This window comes from Methanobacterium alcaliphilum, assembly GCF_023227715.1.
In the GTDB taxonomy this organism is placed as follows: domain Archaea; phylum Methanobacteriota; class Methanobacteria; order Methanobacteriales; family Methanobacteriaceae; genus Methanobacterium_E; species Methanobacterium_E alcaliphilum.
On sequence record NZ_JALKIF010000016.1, the window covers coordinates 1 to 16,351 of the forward strand.

Here is a 16,351-nt window from a genome sequence, read left to right on the forward strand (position 1 = left end):
TTTTATAATTAACCTATATTATAAAGGTTAATCTAAAGTAAGTTATATAACAGCCTTCGAGCCCCTAATTTTTTTAAATAAGCATTTTTTATTTCTATTTTCTTGTTTTTCAGAATAATTTTACGGAAAAGATCACCTAGACCCCCTCCGGTTAGAACATCCATAAAATAGTCTCCAAAAGTAGGTTCTTGAATTTTCAAATTGTTCTCTAAAAATTTTTCTAAATTTTTTCTTCTTAAAAATGCTATTAGAAAAACTGTGAAAATGAATAGAACCACTAAACTTAATGCTCCACCAATTAGATAGTAAGAAATCCCTAAAGCAATTGCATACGAATGGTTTCCAACTTCCCCCATCATTATTCGGCCACTATAATCAAGAGGCATATAACCAATGCAAGTTGCTAATATTAACAAAGGAGTTGTGTAATTAAACCATTCCGCCCCTGTTGCGAAAATAAGAAAGATAATTAATATAGACATGAATATTATGGTATTACATGCAGATCCTGGTTGCATATCTGCAATATTCATAGGTTGAATCATTAATGCAATGACTATTGAACTTAGTCCTACATAAGGGTAAGCCAGTAGTATTATCAGCATCATCCCTATGCCTCGGCATAGCTGGCCCCATTCTAAAGAAATGCTATATATCTTTTTCCTTCCCGCCAAATCATCCACAAAAGCTAATGCACCCATAACTGCAATCAGATAATTATAAGGCTCTGGGAAAAATAGTATTAAAGCTACAAATGGTGCAAGGCCAACTGCTCTTGGAGTGCCCCCTCTAATTTTAGTGAAAAGGTTTCCTGCTTTTCCTTTTTCCCCCAGATTAACTAGAATAAGTGTTAATATTAAAGTTAACCCTGCAGATAAAATTCCTGCTTTAATAAACTCATAAAACATAAATTAATCCCTATATTCTAATTAAGGACCAAAATGGCCTTTTTCAGTTTGAACAATAACATTTTCTAACCCCTGACCATTGAGAATATTTTTAACATCTATCATTTCTTCAAATGTGGGTTTTTCTAATTCTTTTTTTCTAAATGCAGGACGATAATCTAAAACAGACACTTGAACCTTGGAATCTATATTTTTAATCGTATTCCCTATTTCTTTAATTTCTTTTTTCGATATTAAAGATTTATTGTAAGGTATCCCAATTCCTAAAAATATTTTAGGTTTTTTAATAGAATTTTGAGTTTTTTTATTTTCAATGATAATATTCGAATCAGATGAATTTTTTGAATTTGGATTTAGCATATTTTCTAAGGGATATTCCACATCATATTCTTCAAGAATATACTTAACAGCCCCCCATGAATTATTCAATAGCTTCCTTGCTAATTCCGTTTCACCCAATCCAGTGATTTTTTGGAAAGTCGCCAATCGAATACCTTTTAAATCGATTCCAATCTGGTTCATGCCCGCATTTATAAGTTCATCGATATAACATTGCGTGAGAACCGTGCCATTAGTATCTATATGGATATTAATTTCTTTATCCGCATTTCTTATAGATTTTACTGCTTTGATTAACCATGGTCTGTTTAAAGTACTTTCACCGCCAGAAAAGGTTATGGTATTTACATCATTAACTGAATGCAAGCCTAATAAAATTTGTGCTGTTTCCTCAGCATCCAATAGGTTTCCTTCTTGAGTGAATGCCACTTTATCATTCTGACACTGCGGACAAACAAGATTACAGCCATGTGTAAACCCAACAACTTCAATAGGTTTTTTATTTTTCTTCAGAGGATATGGCGTTCCCACACCACCAACAGTATGTAAACCAAAACCACTTAATATTCTCAAAGGATGATTTATACTGGAGAAAGTATTAATTTCCATGCCTTCACTCAGAGGAGTAATACAAGAAACAGCAGGCCTGCCATTAATTTTAACCATACATGCCCAGCAGGCCCCAGAATTACAAGGAATGAAAACCTCGCTTTTGGAGGTATCAAATGTGCATGGGTGAGAATCATGAAATAAATGGGATGTTTTCACTCCTGCCAAGATAATGGCATCTTTTACCATACCTTTTGATTTTATTTTTTTCCCATTTACAGTAACATTGACCGAAAACAAGTTTTTATTTTCATTCAAGTTATCAACAGCTCCTTAATAGAAAGTTGTGGAATAATTAAAATGCAAATAATACCTGAAAATTATCTGCATTGATTTTTTTATTTTTCAGAGAAAAAAGTTTAGTATTTCAGATATAACCTCATCTGGAAATTTATACTGAATTACAATTAGTTCCAAGAATTATTCAATCGCATATCTTAAAAGGGCAGCCATACCACCTAACGATTCTAACTGTTTTCCACCATCGTGTTCACTGCTAACTAAAATTACTTTACCGCCCATGCTTTCCACAATATCCATTGTTTTTTCCATATCTTCTTGACGAACTAATTTATCCAAAATCAACAATTCTTTAGCAGCGCCTGCATTAACTGCATTTAAAACTTGTTTTTTACCATAAGCAACCATTGAAGAAGACTTAGCAATTTCCACCAATATTTTATTCACTGAACTCATTTCCCAAGCTACGCGATTCTCTGCAGTTATTTTTTCAATGGTGCCTTTTTTCAACACTTCATGAATTCCTACCCTGCCACCGGTGCCTGTGCTTTCCAGAATGGATTTTTTAGCAATAATGGGATGTTTTTCATTTAAAAAAGAATGAAAATCACCTTTAGTAAAACCCGGGCCGGCTATTACAATAGTTTGGACATCTTTAAACTTTTCAAGAGCATTAACTATACTTTGGTAAAATTTAATGACCTGTTTTTTCCGATCTTTCTGTTCAATCCTTTTTCCGGGCAGATTACCCATAATAGGCCCGTAATATTCCACTCCAAACTGTCTAATTAAACCCAAATCAGCCACATCATCTTCCATTACCAATATTAATGCAGAAAGCTTTTTTGATGATTCTATTGATTGTTTGAGTCGTTTAATAGTCCATCTGGACCATTTTTCTTTTTTTATCCGGGTGGGGATGTTAAGTTTTACTTCCAGAGTATGGTGTGAGCCTAATGGTACCAAATCTTCAGGGCCTTTTTCAATCGCTCCTGTCGCTCTGAGTTTTCCAGTATACATATGAAATTTTACATTTTCTACTCGTATACCCAGATAAAACGTTTTTTTTATGCCCCTATCACTCCTTATTTTTTCCCCACTAGTGTCCTGAATTCGACGGGTGGTTTTTGCTGATAAAAGATCTTCTTTTTCAATAATATGGGATAAATGCCATAGATCATCTAAAGTTTCAGGCAATACTTCTATAACTCCAGTTTTCATGTCCTGATATGTTATTTTCACTCTATGACCTCCATTATCAAATTTTAGAGATAAGTATTATGACATTGTTTTTAAATGATTTTTTATTTATTCAATAAATTTTTTCAATTTTATAAAAAATTGTGCATATAAACATAACCAGATAGAAATAAATGTGAGAAATTAAGTAATGGCTATAGTTTAATAGTCAATTCTCAGTATCTATATATATTAAAAGTAAATAAATTACCTACTCCAATAGATATTTTATAAATCTTTATAATAATTAAAAGTCAATTTATGAATTCAAAGTATTAGTTTTAAGTTTAATTCTAAAAGAGGATATAAAATGGGTAATTACAGTGCAGGGACCGCTATATTTATTAGTGTTATTTTAGGAGTAATTCTTTCGTTATTTTTAGACGGAATTTTTACCCTTTTTGTGATTGGTTTTATTGCTACTTACATTACCAATATAGAAGATCAGAATTATTTGATTGGAGTAATAGCTGCTCTTACTTTAGAAATGATAATATTTATTTACGGATTATTTAATGTTCCTGATTTGCCCTATACGCTGCCCGCTAACCTTGATTTATTTAACTCTGCCTTAGGATTCGTTATTTTATGCGGAGTCAGTATCTTGCTTGGAGGTTTAGGTGGTTATTTAGCAACCACAGTCTCAAAATATAAAATCAGAGATTAAATCTGAAAACAATATGAATTAACAAATTTTTATATATCATTTTAGCATACTTTTAAATAGATTTTCTATCACATAAAATAAGATTTATCTCATATTTTAAAAATTAAAAGTTGATAAAATGAAAATTGCCATAATTGGAGGTACCCGAGGGCTTGGTGAATGGATTGCTCACTTTTTAAAAGAAAAAGGAAAAGATATAACTATTACCGGTCGGGACAAAATTGCCGGGCAAAGGGTTTCACAGAAGTTAGGCGTGAATTATTGCTGTGACAATAAAAAAGTAGCATCTGACAGTGATGTAGTTATAATAGCAGTCCCTATTGAAAATACCGAGAGTGTAATCTGTGAAATCAGCCCTTTATTGAAAAAAGGATCTCTTCTTGTTGATGTAACATCCATCAAAGAGAAACCATCCAGTTTAATGCAGGAAAATGTTCCTGAAGGTGTTGAATTTTTACCCACACACCCTATGTTTGGGCCTCGAACACTTTCATTAGATGGACAGGTCGTGGTTCTTACACCTCCAAAAGATTCAACTATAAAAAAATCAAAATGGTTTAAATTGGTTTTAGAATTTTTAGAAAAAAATAAAGCCCGCGTTTTAATAACCACGCCTCAAAAACATGACGAAATGATGAGTGTAGTTCAAGTATTAACTCATTTTGCATATATCAGTATAGCTTCCACCATTGAAAAATTGGATATTGATATTAAAGACTCCCGAAAATTTGCAAGCCCCATATATAGCCTTATGCTAGATATTATTTCTAGAATAGTGGCTCAAAACCCCTATTTAGCTTACTCAATTCAAACCCAAACCGAATATGCCAATAAAGCGAGGAATATCTTTTTAAAGTCCATAAATGATCTTAATTTGTTACTTTCAAATAAAGACCAAAAAAAGTTTGTTAAAGCTATGAGCTCTGCAGCTAAGAATATGGATGATTTAGATTCTGCACTTGGGCGTTCGGATAAAGCATTAACTGCCCTGAATCATGAATTGAATGTTTTAAAAAATTCTATAAATATGGAAGTTGGGCTTAAGCATATATATTCTGGAAAAGTACATCTTGGAATTTTAAAAGATATTTCACCAGATTTTGTGACATTAAACACTGGCAAAAATACTTTAAAATTAAAAACAGCAAATATAAAAGTTTTAGATGATGATTCCATATTGAAATGGAAACTTAAAAATTTAAAGCACCTCAAATACGATGTATCTGCAATTTTCCCCATTACCTGCGATCCCCACATCATAGCTTCGACTATTGAAAAAATCAATGGCGTGATAAAAACATCAGTTATTGATGTTTACCAAGGAAAACAAGTTGGAGAAGGAAAGGTAAGTGTCACTTTCCATTTTGAAGTATTTGATAAAGAGATTATAAAAGACGTAGAGCATTTTCTTGAAGGATTAGGTGCCGTTTTAAGATAATTTTTGGAAAATCAAACAACTCAACCCCTATTTTTTAATAAATATTGTTGCATTTTTAAGATTAATTTAAGCATATTATATATGATTACCGAAACATTTATAAATGATGAAGTAATATTGTATTATAGTTACCAAAGTTTACTAAAAGATTTGATTGTATCGAATCGAAAAATGTGAATCTAATTAAAAATTTATTTTATATTTAATTAATAAAAATCATAATATAATAACATAAGCGGGGTGTTTTTATGGAAAAAAATGAAATGAATTTAAAAGTCGCAGAAGCACTATCTCAAAGCGATGTTGGAAGATCAATAGCCCGAATTGATCCAGCATGTATGCAAAAGCTAGATCTTTTAGATGGAGATACTATCGAGATAGAAGGTAAAAAAATAACTGCAGCTACAGTTATATCCTCCCAGTCTGATATTGGTCTAGGAATCATTAGAATCGACGGTTATATTCGGAAAAATACAGGGGCTTCAATAGGCGAAGAAGTAAGGGTCAGCCGAGCTGATGTAAAAGAAGCAAATAAAGTCGTTTTAGCTCCTGTAGATCAAGAAATTATGATAAGGGGAGATGTTAGATCCGCTTTTATCAATCGAACTCTGGTTAAAGGAGATATAATAGTTTCTGGAATCCGACAGCAAATCCCTACCACAAGAGGTGGGCTTTTTGATGAATTTTTCCGAGATATGAGGGAAGTGTCTCCCCTAGGAGAAATAAAACTAGCAGTGGTGTCCACCAAGCCGCAAGGTGTAGTAAAAGTAGGTCAAACTACTGAAGTCGAAGTTCAGCCCAATCCAGTAGATGTAACCAAATTAGAAGGAATTAAAAACCTGGTTGATGTAACTTATGAGGATATTGGAGGCCTTAAAGAAGAAGTTAAGAAAGTTAGGGAAATGATAGAAATTCCCTTAAAAAGACCAGAATTATTTGAAAGATTAGGAATTTCCCCTCCAAAAGGAGTGCTCATGCATGGTCCCCCTGGAACAGGTAAAACATTACTGGCCAAAGCAGTAGCCAATGAAAGCGATGCTCATTTTATTGCCATAAATGGGCCCGAAATAATGAGTAAATATGTTGGTGGTTCTGAAGAACGTTTAAGAGAATTCTTCGAAGAAGCAGAAGAAAATGCACCATCTATAATATTTATCGATGAATTAGATGCAATTGCCCCCAAAAGGGAAGAAGTTAGTGGAGAAGTTGAAAGACGAATAGTTGCTCAATTATTAACATTAATGGATGGTTTAAAAAGTAGAGGACAAGTAGTCGTAATTGGTGCAACTAACAGACCGGATGCTCTAGACGGAGCTTTAAGAAGACCAGGGAGATTCGATCGTGAAATAGAAATAGGTGTTCCAGATAAAGATGAAAGGAAGGAAGTTCTGGAAATACATACTCGGGGAATGCCACTTGATGAAAAAGTGGATCTTGATGAAATCGCGGAGATTACCCATGGTTTTGTAGGAGCTGATTTGGAATCACTTTGTAAAGAATCCGCCATGAGGGTGCTTCGTAGAGTTTTACCCGATATTAAAGCAGATGAAGAAATACCAAAAGAAACTTTAAAGAAAATGATTGTTAAAAAATCAGACTTTAAAGAAGCATTAAAAGAAATTCAGCCATCTGCACTGCGGGAAGTATTAGTACAAGTGCCCAATATCAACTGGAATGACATAGGTGGTCTTGATGAAGCAAAACAGGAATTAAAAGAAGCCGTGGAATGGCCTCTTAAATTTCCAGAAAGTTTTGAAAAATTTGGTGTCCGGCCACCAAGAGGTGTTTTAATCCACGGTTCACCTGGAACAGGTAAAACATTACTGGCCAAAGCAGTAGCCAATGAAAGCGATGCTAACTTCATAGCTGTTAAAGGACCAGAATTGTTATCCAAATGGGTGGGAGAATCAGAAAAAGGAGTAAGAGAAGTATTCAGAAAAGCTCGGCAGACGGCACCTACAGTAATTTTCTTTGACGAAATTGATTCAATAGCATCTACTAGAAGTGGAAGCGGCAGTGATTCAGGGGTTACTCAAAGAGTAGTGAATCAATTGCTTACTGAAATTGATGGTTTAGAAGAACTACAAGATGTTTCAGTTGTTGCGGCAACCAACAGACCAGATATTTTAGACCCTGCTCTCTTAAGACCCGGAAGGTTCGATAGGCATATTAAAGTCGATAATCCCAACACTGAAGCGAGATTAGCTATCTTTAAAGTCCACGCCAAAGAAATGCCACTGGCCGATGATGTGGATCTATCTAAATTAGCCAAAAAAACTGAAGGATATGTTGGTGCGGATATTGAAGCCGTATGTCGTGAAGCAGCCATGTTAACATTAAGAGATGATCTAAAAGCTGAAAATATAACCATGAAATACTTCCGTGATGCCATGAATAAAGTCAAACCAAAAACTGCTGAAGAAGAACTGGTACAATACCACTAAATTAATTTTTTAAAGGAGAGAAGGTCATCTTCTCCCTAAATTTTATAAAAAGTATTATTTTTACACCATATGCCATTTTATCATATCAACACAAAATAAGACGTGATAGTGATTTTTAATAATTAAAAAAAAGCATATCAAAAAGTATCATTAAATTTTTTTCCTCATATTACAACTGTGCTTTAGCACACTTGGAAAAAGTTTATATACATCACATCCTTTTATAAAGTAATAAGAATGTTAATTGGGGGATTCGTAGGATGGTGATGAAGTGTCATACTTATTGTGCAGACAATGTAACGGATACTATGAGCTTAAACAGACAGAATCGCCGCAAGATTTTGAGACTTGCTGTTGTGGAGGACCTTTAAGATACATTAAAAGCATTTCTAAATTTTATAATAAAAATAAAGATTATTTTGACGATGATTACGACATAGATACAACAGCCATCATATATAATTCCCTGAAGCAATTTAAAAACCATCAGGAAATTAGTTCTAATTACACTCATTCTAATGATAAATACTATAACGACCAAAATGAAGATAGAACTTATTTTAATCAACAAGATAACTTCAATCATGTCAGTTCCCAGTTCAGAGAAGAAATAGTCTCCTCTGAAGGTTTTGAATATTTCAAAGCAGTTGCTTATGAGGATAACTACAGTGCAAATATAGAAACTATGGTCGAACCAACCCCTGTAGAACTTCAAATTGATATTTTTGAAACCGGAAATAACCAAAATCCTTACTTAGAAGCGCCACAAGAAAACTATGAATTAATTGACGAAACATCCACCATTGATTCTAACCCTGAATACTATGAAGATTTCAACTTTGAAGAAGCAGCAAAAAGTAGTTTAATAAATCAGGGATACTACGAAAATGTAGAAAATATAAGCCATACCACGTTTTCGATAAAAAAGTATTTCACCAACAACATTCTCACCATACTGGGAATGGGAATATTACCTATATCATACCTGTTACTTTTCGGCAGTTTAACGCTGAATATTATAGGGTCTTTTTTAATTGCACTATCTATAATAATAGCATATTTACCACGTTCTAATAAAATTGAAAAACATGAAGACATAAAACGAATCTGTAGTGTTTGGACTATCTATGCCGTTGTTTTCGGTATTATGTTATTAAGTTGGGCCATGCTGAATCTGGTAAAACTACCTGTTATTCACATCTAAGCCCATATTCTTTATTTTTTTAATTTTTGTATTAGTATATAATTACTTTTTTTAAATAGGGATTTATTATTTGACCAAAAAATAGTAAACTATTAAATAAATTTACAGATAAACTCATATGCGTATTTAATTATGATTATAAAAAATGGTGATAAAATGCCCTATGATGTAAAAGACATGTCACTAGCCCCTCAAGGCAAGAAAAAAATAGAATGGGTTCAAAAACACATGCCTGTTTTAGAACACATTAAAAAAGAATTTGAACAAACCAAACCATTTGAAGGCATTACTATCTCTTCATGCTTACACTTAGAACCTAAAACAATTAATTTAGGATTAACTCTTCAGGCAGGAGGAGCAGAAGTAGCCATGACCGGATGTAACCCTCTTTCAACTCAAGACGATGCTACTGCAGCAGGAGCAGCACTAGGACTTAATATGTATGGTTGGAGAGGAGAAAACAATGAAGAATACTATCAAAACATCCATAAAGTGTTGGATCATGAGCCCGATATCCTGATTGATGATGGGGCAGATATGATATTTTTAGTCCACCGAGAACGCAGAGAAATTTTAGATAAATTAAGAGGTGCTTGTGAAGAAACAACTACAGGTATCCATCGTTTAAAAGCTATGGCGGAAGATAATGCTCTTGAATTTCCAGTGATGGCAGTTAACGATGCTTACACCAAATATTTGTTTGACAACCGTTATGGTACTGGGCAGTCCACCATGGATTCCATTATGGGATCAACAAATGTTTTAATTGCCGGTAAAACAGTCGTAGTCTGTGGTTACGGTTGGTGTGGTCGAGGAGTGGCTATGCGAGCGGATGGATTAGGGGCTAATGTAATAGTAACTGAAATTGACCCAATTAGAGCTCTTGAAGCTCGTATGGATGGTTACAGAGTAATGAAAATAAGAGAAGCAGTTAAACATGCAGATATCCTCATAACTGTCACCGGAAACATTGATGTTGTATATGGTGATGATTTTATGCATATGAAAAATGGTTGTATAATGGCAAATTCAGGTCATTTCAATGTTGAAATTAATAGAAAAGATCTGGAAGAACTATCAATATCCCAAGGGAAAGTTAAAGAGGATATAGAAGAATTTATTATGAAAGATGGGCGCCGATTATACCTTATTGCAGATGGAAGATTAGTTAATTTAGCTGCAGAAAGAGGACAAGGCCATCCTGCAGAGATTATGGACTTAAGTTTTGCTATGCAGGCCCTATCTGCCAAGCATTTATTAACTGAGGAACTTGAAGCAGGAGTTTTTAAAGCACCTGACGAAATCGACTTAAGTGTAGCTCACCTTAAATTAAAAGCCATGGATATTCAAATTGATGAATTAACTGATTGGCAAATTAAGTATTTAGAAAATTGGGAAGAAGGAACATAGTTTCACTTCTTTTTTAAATTTTAAAATTAATTTTATTTTTACCTATTCCATTGAAAACGATTCTCAAAATATATTTTCATGAAAAGTGGTCAAACAATTCTTAAACACCATAACTATGAAAGGAGCACTTTGATGAGTTTTTTCAAGTTAATTGATAAAGGCAAATCTCCAGTAAAACTTTTTATAGGCGGAGTACATGGAAAAGAAGGATTAAGTACTTTAAAAGCACTTAAACAAATTCAAACATCAGATATTGAAAAAGGCAAACTTATAATCTACAACTGCGATGAAAGTAGATATATCAGTACTTTAAATAAAAATTATTACCATACAAAAACTGGAAAAGAAATTCTTAATTTAATTCAACATTATCAGCCTGATTTTTATATAGAATCACACTGTTATAATGCGCTAAATTTTAATAAATTAACTGATCTGCAGCGTAAAGAAAAGGTAGGAGTTCCACCATTAATCGAATTGGAGAAACATGTTTTAGTAGGTTCAGTATCCCCACACATACGAAAAAGCCTATTTAAAAGGAATGATGTTTGTTTAATACTGGAAATGCCCTGTATGTATCAAAATAATCTTAATAATAACCATAATAAGTCCAAATCAATGCAAATTTTTGTAAATACTTTGAAAATTATCGCTTCATCCAATACTAGAAAAGATTTAGAAAAAAAAATGAAAATTAAATATCCTCAACAAGTAAATACTGCCATTAACTATGCTCAGGAATTTTTTGGAGATTATCCTCCTTTTTAGATGAAGATGAATTACTTCACTGTTAATTGGGAATCGTGACCTTATAATAACATATTGTCTTTTAATTGGAGGAATTACCTATAAATCAAGAAAAATTCATTCAGCACTTAATGAATCTAGTTGAAATGGAAAGGAAAGCTGAAATCAATGCCATGAAGGCTGAAATTCGCAGGTTTTCTCCTGAAAAAAGAGAAAGAATAGGTCGGGCTGTTAATAACCTAGATGGTAAATATTTGGGCAAAGAACTTGGATTTAATTTAATTAAATATGGGCGAAAAAAGTCTTTTGAAACTGAAATAACTACGGGGGATTTAGTGCTCCTAAGTAAAGGAGATCCATTAAAAAGTAATTTGACCGCCACAGTCGCAGAGAAAGGAAGCAGATTTCTGGTTTTAGCTTTAGAAAATATTCCTAAATGGGCTTTGAAGAATATCCGTGTTGATTTATATGCTAATGATATAACTTTTCGCAGAATGCTTGAAAATTTAAATAAATTGAATAATTCCGCTGCAAAAGCAATTAAACTATTATTGGAATCTGATATATTACTTAAAAATAATTTTAAACCATTTTCATTCAATCTAGAAGATAATAAACTAGATTCATCTCAAAAAAAAGCTATTTCCCAATCATTGAGTATGGAAAACTTTTTTTTAATCCACGGCCCATTTGGGACTGGTAAAACTAGAACTATTCTAGAATTAATCAAACAAGAAGTTAAAATAGGGAATAAAATAATAGCCACCGCTGAAAGTAATGCTGCCGTGGACAATATATTAGAAGGATTAAATGGAAGCGTGCGCTGTGTTAGATTAGGACATCCTCAGAGAGTTTCTAAAAAAAATCTAGAACATAGTTTAGCATATAAAGTTGAAAATCATTCTCTACAAAAAAAAATCATTTCCCTGAAAAAAGATATTGGTAAGATGATTTTAGAACGAGACCGACACCATAAGCCATTGCCTGGATTTCGAAGAGGGTTGAGTGATACGCAAATAATGTTAAATGCCGTAAAAAGGAGAGGATCTCGAGGAGTGTCTCCTAATGTCATGATATCCATGGCAGCATGGATCGAAAATAATCAGAAAATAGGGCAGCTTAATAGTAAAATACAAAAAATTGAATCCCATATTATCCAGGATATTTTAAAGAAAAGTTCGGTTATTTTATGTACTAATTCTTCAGCAGCTTTAGATTATTTGAAAAATATTAAATTCAATCTTGCTGTGGTGGATGAATCATCACAGGCAACCATACCTAGTGTTTTAATCCCTTTATCTAAGGCTAAACGTTTTGTATTAGCGGGAGATCACAAGCAACTCCCCCCTACAATTATCCACCCACAAGCACATGATCTCAAAAAGACAATGTTTGAAGAATTAATTAAAAAATATCCCTCCCATTCTCATATGCTCAACTTTCAATACCGCATGAACCCTAAAATCATGGAATTTCCTAATAAAGAATTTTACCAAGGAAAGATAAAGGCTTCAAAAAAGGTAGAACAAATTTCTATTGACGATTTAAGCTTAGAAATTGATTCAAAACAGCTTTTACAGTTAGAAAATCCTTTCAAAAGTATTTTAGATTTAATATTTGATTCTCAAAAATACTTGTTGTTTCTGGATACTTCTAATATGAAAGAAAGCTTTGAAAGTAAATTAAAGGGATCTAATTCTATTCAAAATCATTTAGAAGCCGAAATAATCAGTAAAACAGCTAATTTACTCTTAAAATATGGGCTGGATGCGGAAAATCTGGGAATTATTAGTCCTTATACTGATCAGGTGGATTTAATAAAATCCCTGACTAAAATAGAAGTAAGTACTGTTGATGGTTTCCAAGGGCGGGAAAAAGATTTAATATTTATATCCTTAGTTAGAAGCAATGCTTCTGGAAAAATTGGGTTTTTAAATGATTTAAGACGCCTTAATGTATCACTTACACGGGCTAGGAGAAAATTAATAATAATTGGAAATTCAGATACTCTTAAAACTCACCATACTTACTATAATTTAATTAAATATACTAAAGAAAAAAAATTATTAAAAAAAATCAGTGATTGGACGAATTGAAGTAGTCTATGTGAAATATATAAATAAACTAAAAAATAAGGAATGGTATTTACTTAATTAAAACCAATCCTCCAAACTTTTTTGGGTTGAGTCCATTTTTTTAATCTTATTAATAGCACTGGAAACTCTTTCCTGAGAAAAACTATGTTGTGCACATAAAAATTCGATTACACCATCATGGTCAGGTTTATCCCATTTTATATTATAATCCTTTTTAATTTCGGGTTTTAAAAAGATATTACGAATTAACTGAGGATCTATTCCCAAATCCGCTTCAACATGTTCTAGAACAGAATATACATCCCCATATTTTTTAATTAATTTAAGTCCTTTTTTAGCCCCAATCCCTCTTATCCCTTGATTAAAATCAGTTCCAACCAGTATTGCAATATCTATCAATTGATTTCGAGTAATCTCAAGATTGTTTTCAACTTGATTTAACTCCATGAGTTCCGGGTCTGCAAGATTACCACTGATGGTTAAATTTCGTACTACTCTAGGTGCTCCAAAAAGAATACAGTCATAATCTTGAGATGCTACAGCCCATGCATCCCCATTTTCAACTAAATAGGATGCTTGTGATTCACCTTCCCCATAAGCTTGTATAAAAGGTATTCCCATAAGCTGAAGTAACTTTTTTGAACTTTCAACTATATTAGAAGACATACGTGAAGATCTTACAGCATATTTTCTTGCTTCTTCAATATCTCCTTTTCCTAAGGCTTCTTTCCATTTTTTTTCAGATTCCTGCCTAATTTCTGTCCTTTTGGAAATGGTTTCTCCTTTCAAATCGGGGGATTTTCCATCAAATATATATATTGGTTTTATTCCCTTTTCCATCATTGCTGAAGTGCGATAGAGAATACCACTTAAATGAGATGTGACTCTCCCACTTTCATCCATTAATGGAGTACCATCTCTTTGACGGATGCTTGATAAAAATTGATAAATGCTATTAGCAGCATCTATAGCTATAATTCGGCCATCCAAATCTTGAAAAGAAATTTTTTTAGGTGAAACAATATCTTTAAACTTCACTCCCATTTTAAAGCAACCTGGTACATTTTTATATTCTAATTAATCTGACTGGAAAATAATATAAAATAAATTAATTTTCATTAAAAGAAGTTATGGGAAATGTTTCTTTAATTCTGATAAGTATTTCATTATTGCGAATTATATTGTATGTGCGAGTGAGCATCATCGCATCAGTTTTGAAGATTTTTTTTAGTTCTTCATCAGGTTTTTCTACCCCTACTGATTCTATTTCCCGTCTAGACTCCACATTATGCTTTTTTAAAATTCGGCCAATAGGGATATTCGCCCGAATAAGATCTTCTTTGAAATTATTAGTAAGCCTATCTACTGGAATATGGGATATGGCATATATAAGGGGTTCATCCGTTCCTATAACCACCACTCTATAGTTAACGTTATCCCCTTCAGATATATTTAACTTTTGAGATAGGTATTTATCTGCCTCTTGAAATTCCTGAGTCAGTGTATTAATATCCACTTCACCCTCCACAACATCTAAAATCCTAGTAACCGACCCATCAGTCGCTAGAAGTATCTTCTGAGTGTTTGATAATCCACCGACTCTTTTTTCCAGTTCAGTTATTTCATCCATAACATTAATATCCATTTATTTACCCCATTTTTCCAATAAGTCAAATATTGATTATGAATACTCGTAATATTTTAGATTAATCCATTGAATCTAAAGTATCAAGAAATAAAAGAAGTAGTTGAAAACTATTAAAAACCACTTATTTGCCCATTTATGGCTGATTTAGCAACTACTGCAGCATTAGCAAGGTATACTTCAGAATCAGGATCACCCATCCTTCCTTTGAAATTTCGATTAGTGGTGGCTATGCTAACCTCTCCTGAACCTATTACTCCCATATGTGCTCCTAAACAAGGCCCACACCCAGGATTACACACTATAGCTCCTGCCTGGACAAATGTTTCGATTATTCCATCATTTAATGCTTGCGTATATATTTCAGCAGAAGCTGGAGCTACAATCATCCTCACATCATCATGAACTTTATTATTCTTTAAAACGTGGGCTGCATCTTTTAAATCTTCCAATCGACCATTGGTACATGAACCTAAAAATGCTTGATCAATATGAATTCCTTCTACCTTGCTTAATGGTTTAACATTATCTACATCATGAGGACAGGCAACTTGAGGTTCCATATCATTTATATCAAAAATAAATTCTCTCTCATAATAAGAATCTTTATCAGAGGAATATATTTTAAAAGGTAGCCGTGATCTTTTCTCCAGGTATTTTAGAGTTGCTTTATTGGGTTCCATTATACCATTTTTAGCCCCCATCTCCACAGCCATATTACAGATAGTCATCCTGCCTGAAACATCCATTTTATCAATTGTTTCTCCACAAAACTCTGCTGAATTGTAAGTAGCCCCATCTGCACCAATTTCACCTATTATTTTTAGAATTATGTCTTTAGCAGTAGCATGTTCAGTTAAAACCCCATCGACTTCTATTTTTATAGATTCCGGTACCATGAACCACGTTTTACCGGTAGCATATACCATGGCCATGTCAGTTGAACCCATGCCTGTAGAAAATGCCCCGAATGCACCATAAGTACAAGTGTGAGAATCAGCTCCAACAATTACTTTTCCCGGTTGTATAAATCCCTTTTCCGGTAAAACTTGATGACATATACCTTCCCCATGATTATAGATATTTTTTATATTTTGTTCACGTGCAAATTCACGAGTTATGCGTTGAAACTCAGCAGACCCGATATTATTAGCAGGAATATTATGATCAAAAACTATTACAATCTTTTCTGGGTCCCAAACTTTATCTGCCACCCTATGAAAGGTTTTAATAGTGGGTGGAGACGTCCCATCATGACTCATTGCCAGATCCACTTCAGCTTCAATAATTTCGCCAGCAAAAACTTCATTTTTGCCCGATGCACGTGCTAAAATCTTTTCAGTGATATTCATTGTTTATCCTCAA

The 16,351-nt window shown here is 33.2% G+C and carries 13 protein-coding genes; 7 read left to right on the forward strand and 6 right to left on the reverse strand.

What is annotated here, in order from left to right; all coding sequences use genetic code 11:
* Positions 1-32 precede the first annotated feature (32 nt).
* The 3 genes from MXE27_RS10685 to MXE27_RS10695 all read right to left on the reverse strand — a co-directional run bounded on the left by MXE27_RS10685 (position 33) and on the right by MXE27_RS10695 (position 3,338).
* A complete protein-coding gene (locus tag MXE27_RS10685; RefSeq protein WP_248612430.1) occupies positions 33-908 on the reverse strand; it encodes a cell wall biosynthesis protein in 876 nt (291 codons plus the stop codon).
* 21 nt (positions 909-929) lie between these two features.
* A complete protein-coding gene (locus MXE27_RS10690; RefSeq protein ID WP_248612431.1) occupies positions 930-2,114 on the reverse strand; it encodes a radical SAM protein in 1,185 nt (394 codons plus the stop codon).
* Between the two features lie 162 nt (positions 2,115-2,276).
* Positions 2,277-3,338, reverse strand: a complete 1,062-nt coding sequence (locus tag MXE27_RS10695; RefSeq protein WP_248612432.1) for an mRNA surveillance protein pelota — start codon at positions 3,336-3,338, stop codon at positions 2,277-2,279.
* Positions 3,339-3,645: 307 nt separating this feature from the next.
* Here MXE27_RS10695 and MXE27_RS10700 point away from each other — a divergent pair, with 307 nt between their 5' ends.
* The 7 genes from MXE27_RS10700 (at position 3,646) to MXE27_RS10730 (ending at position 13,341) form a co-directional block, all read left to right on the forward strand.
* Complete coding sequence (locus MXE27_RS10700) at positions 3,646-4,002, forward strand: hypothetical protein (RefSeq protein ID WP_248612433.1); 357 nt, start codon at positions 3,646-3,648, stop codon at positions 4,000-4,002.
* A gap of 118 nt (positions 4,003-4,120) precedes the next feature.
* Positions 4,121-5,440 (forward strand): prephenate dehydrogenase, encoded by a 1,320-nt coding sequence (locus MXE27_RS10705; RefSeq protein WP_248612434.1) that lies wholly within the window; start codon positions 4,121-4,123, stop codon positions 5,438-5,440.
* Positions 5,441-5,688: 248 nt separating this feature from the next.
* Entirely contained in the window at positions 5,689-7,884 is a 2,196-nt protein-coding gene (locus MXE27_RS10710) for a CDC48 family AAA ATPase (RefSeq protein ID WP_248612435.1), read from the forward strand.
* A 271-nt stretch (positions 7,885-8,155) separates the two neighbouring features.
* The gene (locus MXE27_RS10715; RefSeq protein WP_248612436.1) at positions 8,156-9,088 is read left to right on the forward strand and encodes a hypothetical protein; all 933 of its coding nucleotides are present in this window, start codon (positions 8,156-8,158) and stop codon (positions 9,086-9,088) included.
* 156 nt (positions 9,089-9,244) lie between these two features.
* The gene (gene ahcY / locus MXE27_RS10720) at positions 9,245-10,498 is read left to right on the forward strand and encodes an adenosylhomocysteinase (protein ID WP_248612437.1); all 1,254 of its coding nucleotides are present in this window, start codon (positions 9,245-9,247) and stop codon (positions 10,496-10,498) included.
* A gap of 132 nt (positions 10,499-10,630) precedes the next feature.
* A complete protein-coding gene (locus MXE27_RS10725; RefSeq protein ID WP_248612438.1) occupies positions 10,631-11,266 on the forward strand; it encodes a DUF2119 domain-containing protein in 636 nt (211 codons plus the stop codon).
* A gap of 65 nt (positions 11,267-11,331) precedes the next feature.
* A complete protein-coding gene (locus MXE27_RS10730) occupies positions 11,332-13,341 on the forward strand; it encodes an IGHMBP2 family helicase (RefSeq protein WP_248612439.1) in 2,010 nt (669 codons plus the stop codon).
* 57 nt (positions 13,342-13,398) lie between these two features.
* Here MXE27_RS10730 and fen read toward each other — a convergent pair whose 3' ends face one another.
* From fen to hacA, 3 genes are all read right to left on the reverse strand, one after another.
* On the reverse strand, positions 13,399-14,385 hold the full coding sequence (gene fen / locus MXE27_RS10735; RefSeq protein ID WP_248612440.1) for a flap endonuclease-1: 987 nt from the start codon (positions 14,383-14,385) through the stop codon (positions 13,399-13,401).
* Positions 14,386-14,449: 64 nt separating this feature from the next.
* A complete protein-coding gene (locus tag MXE27_RS10740) occupies positions 14,450-14,986 on the reverse strand; it encodes a chorismate--pyruvate lyase family protein (RefSeq protein ID WP_248612441.1) in 537 nt (178 codons plus the stop codon).
* A gap of 113 nt (positions 14,987-15,099) precedes the next feature.
* Positions 15,100-16,338, reverse strand: coding sequence for a homoaconitase large subunit (gene hacA, locus MXE27_RS10745; RefSeq protein ID WP_248612442.1), 1,239 nt, complete (start codon positions 16,336-16,338; stop codon positions 15,100-15,102).
* Between the last annotated feature and the right edge of the window lie 13 nt (positions 16,339-16,351).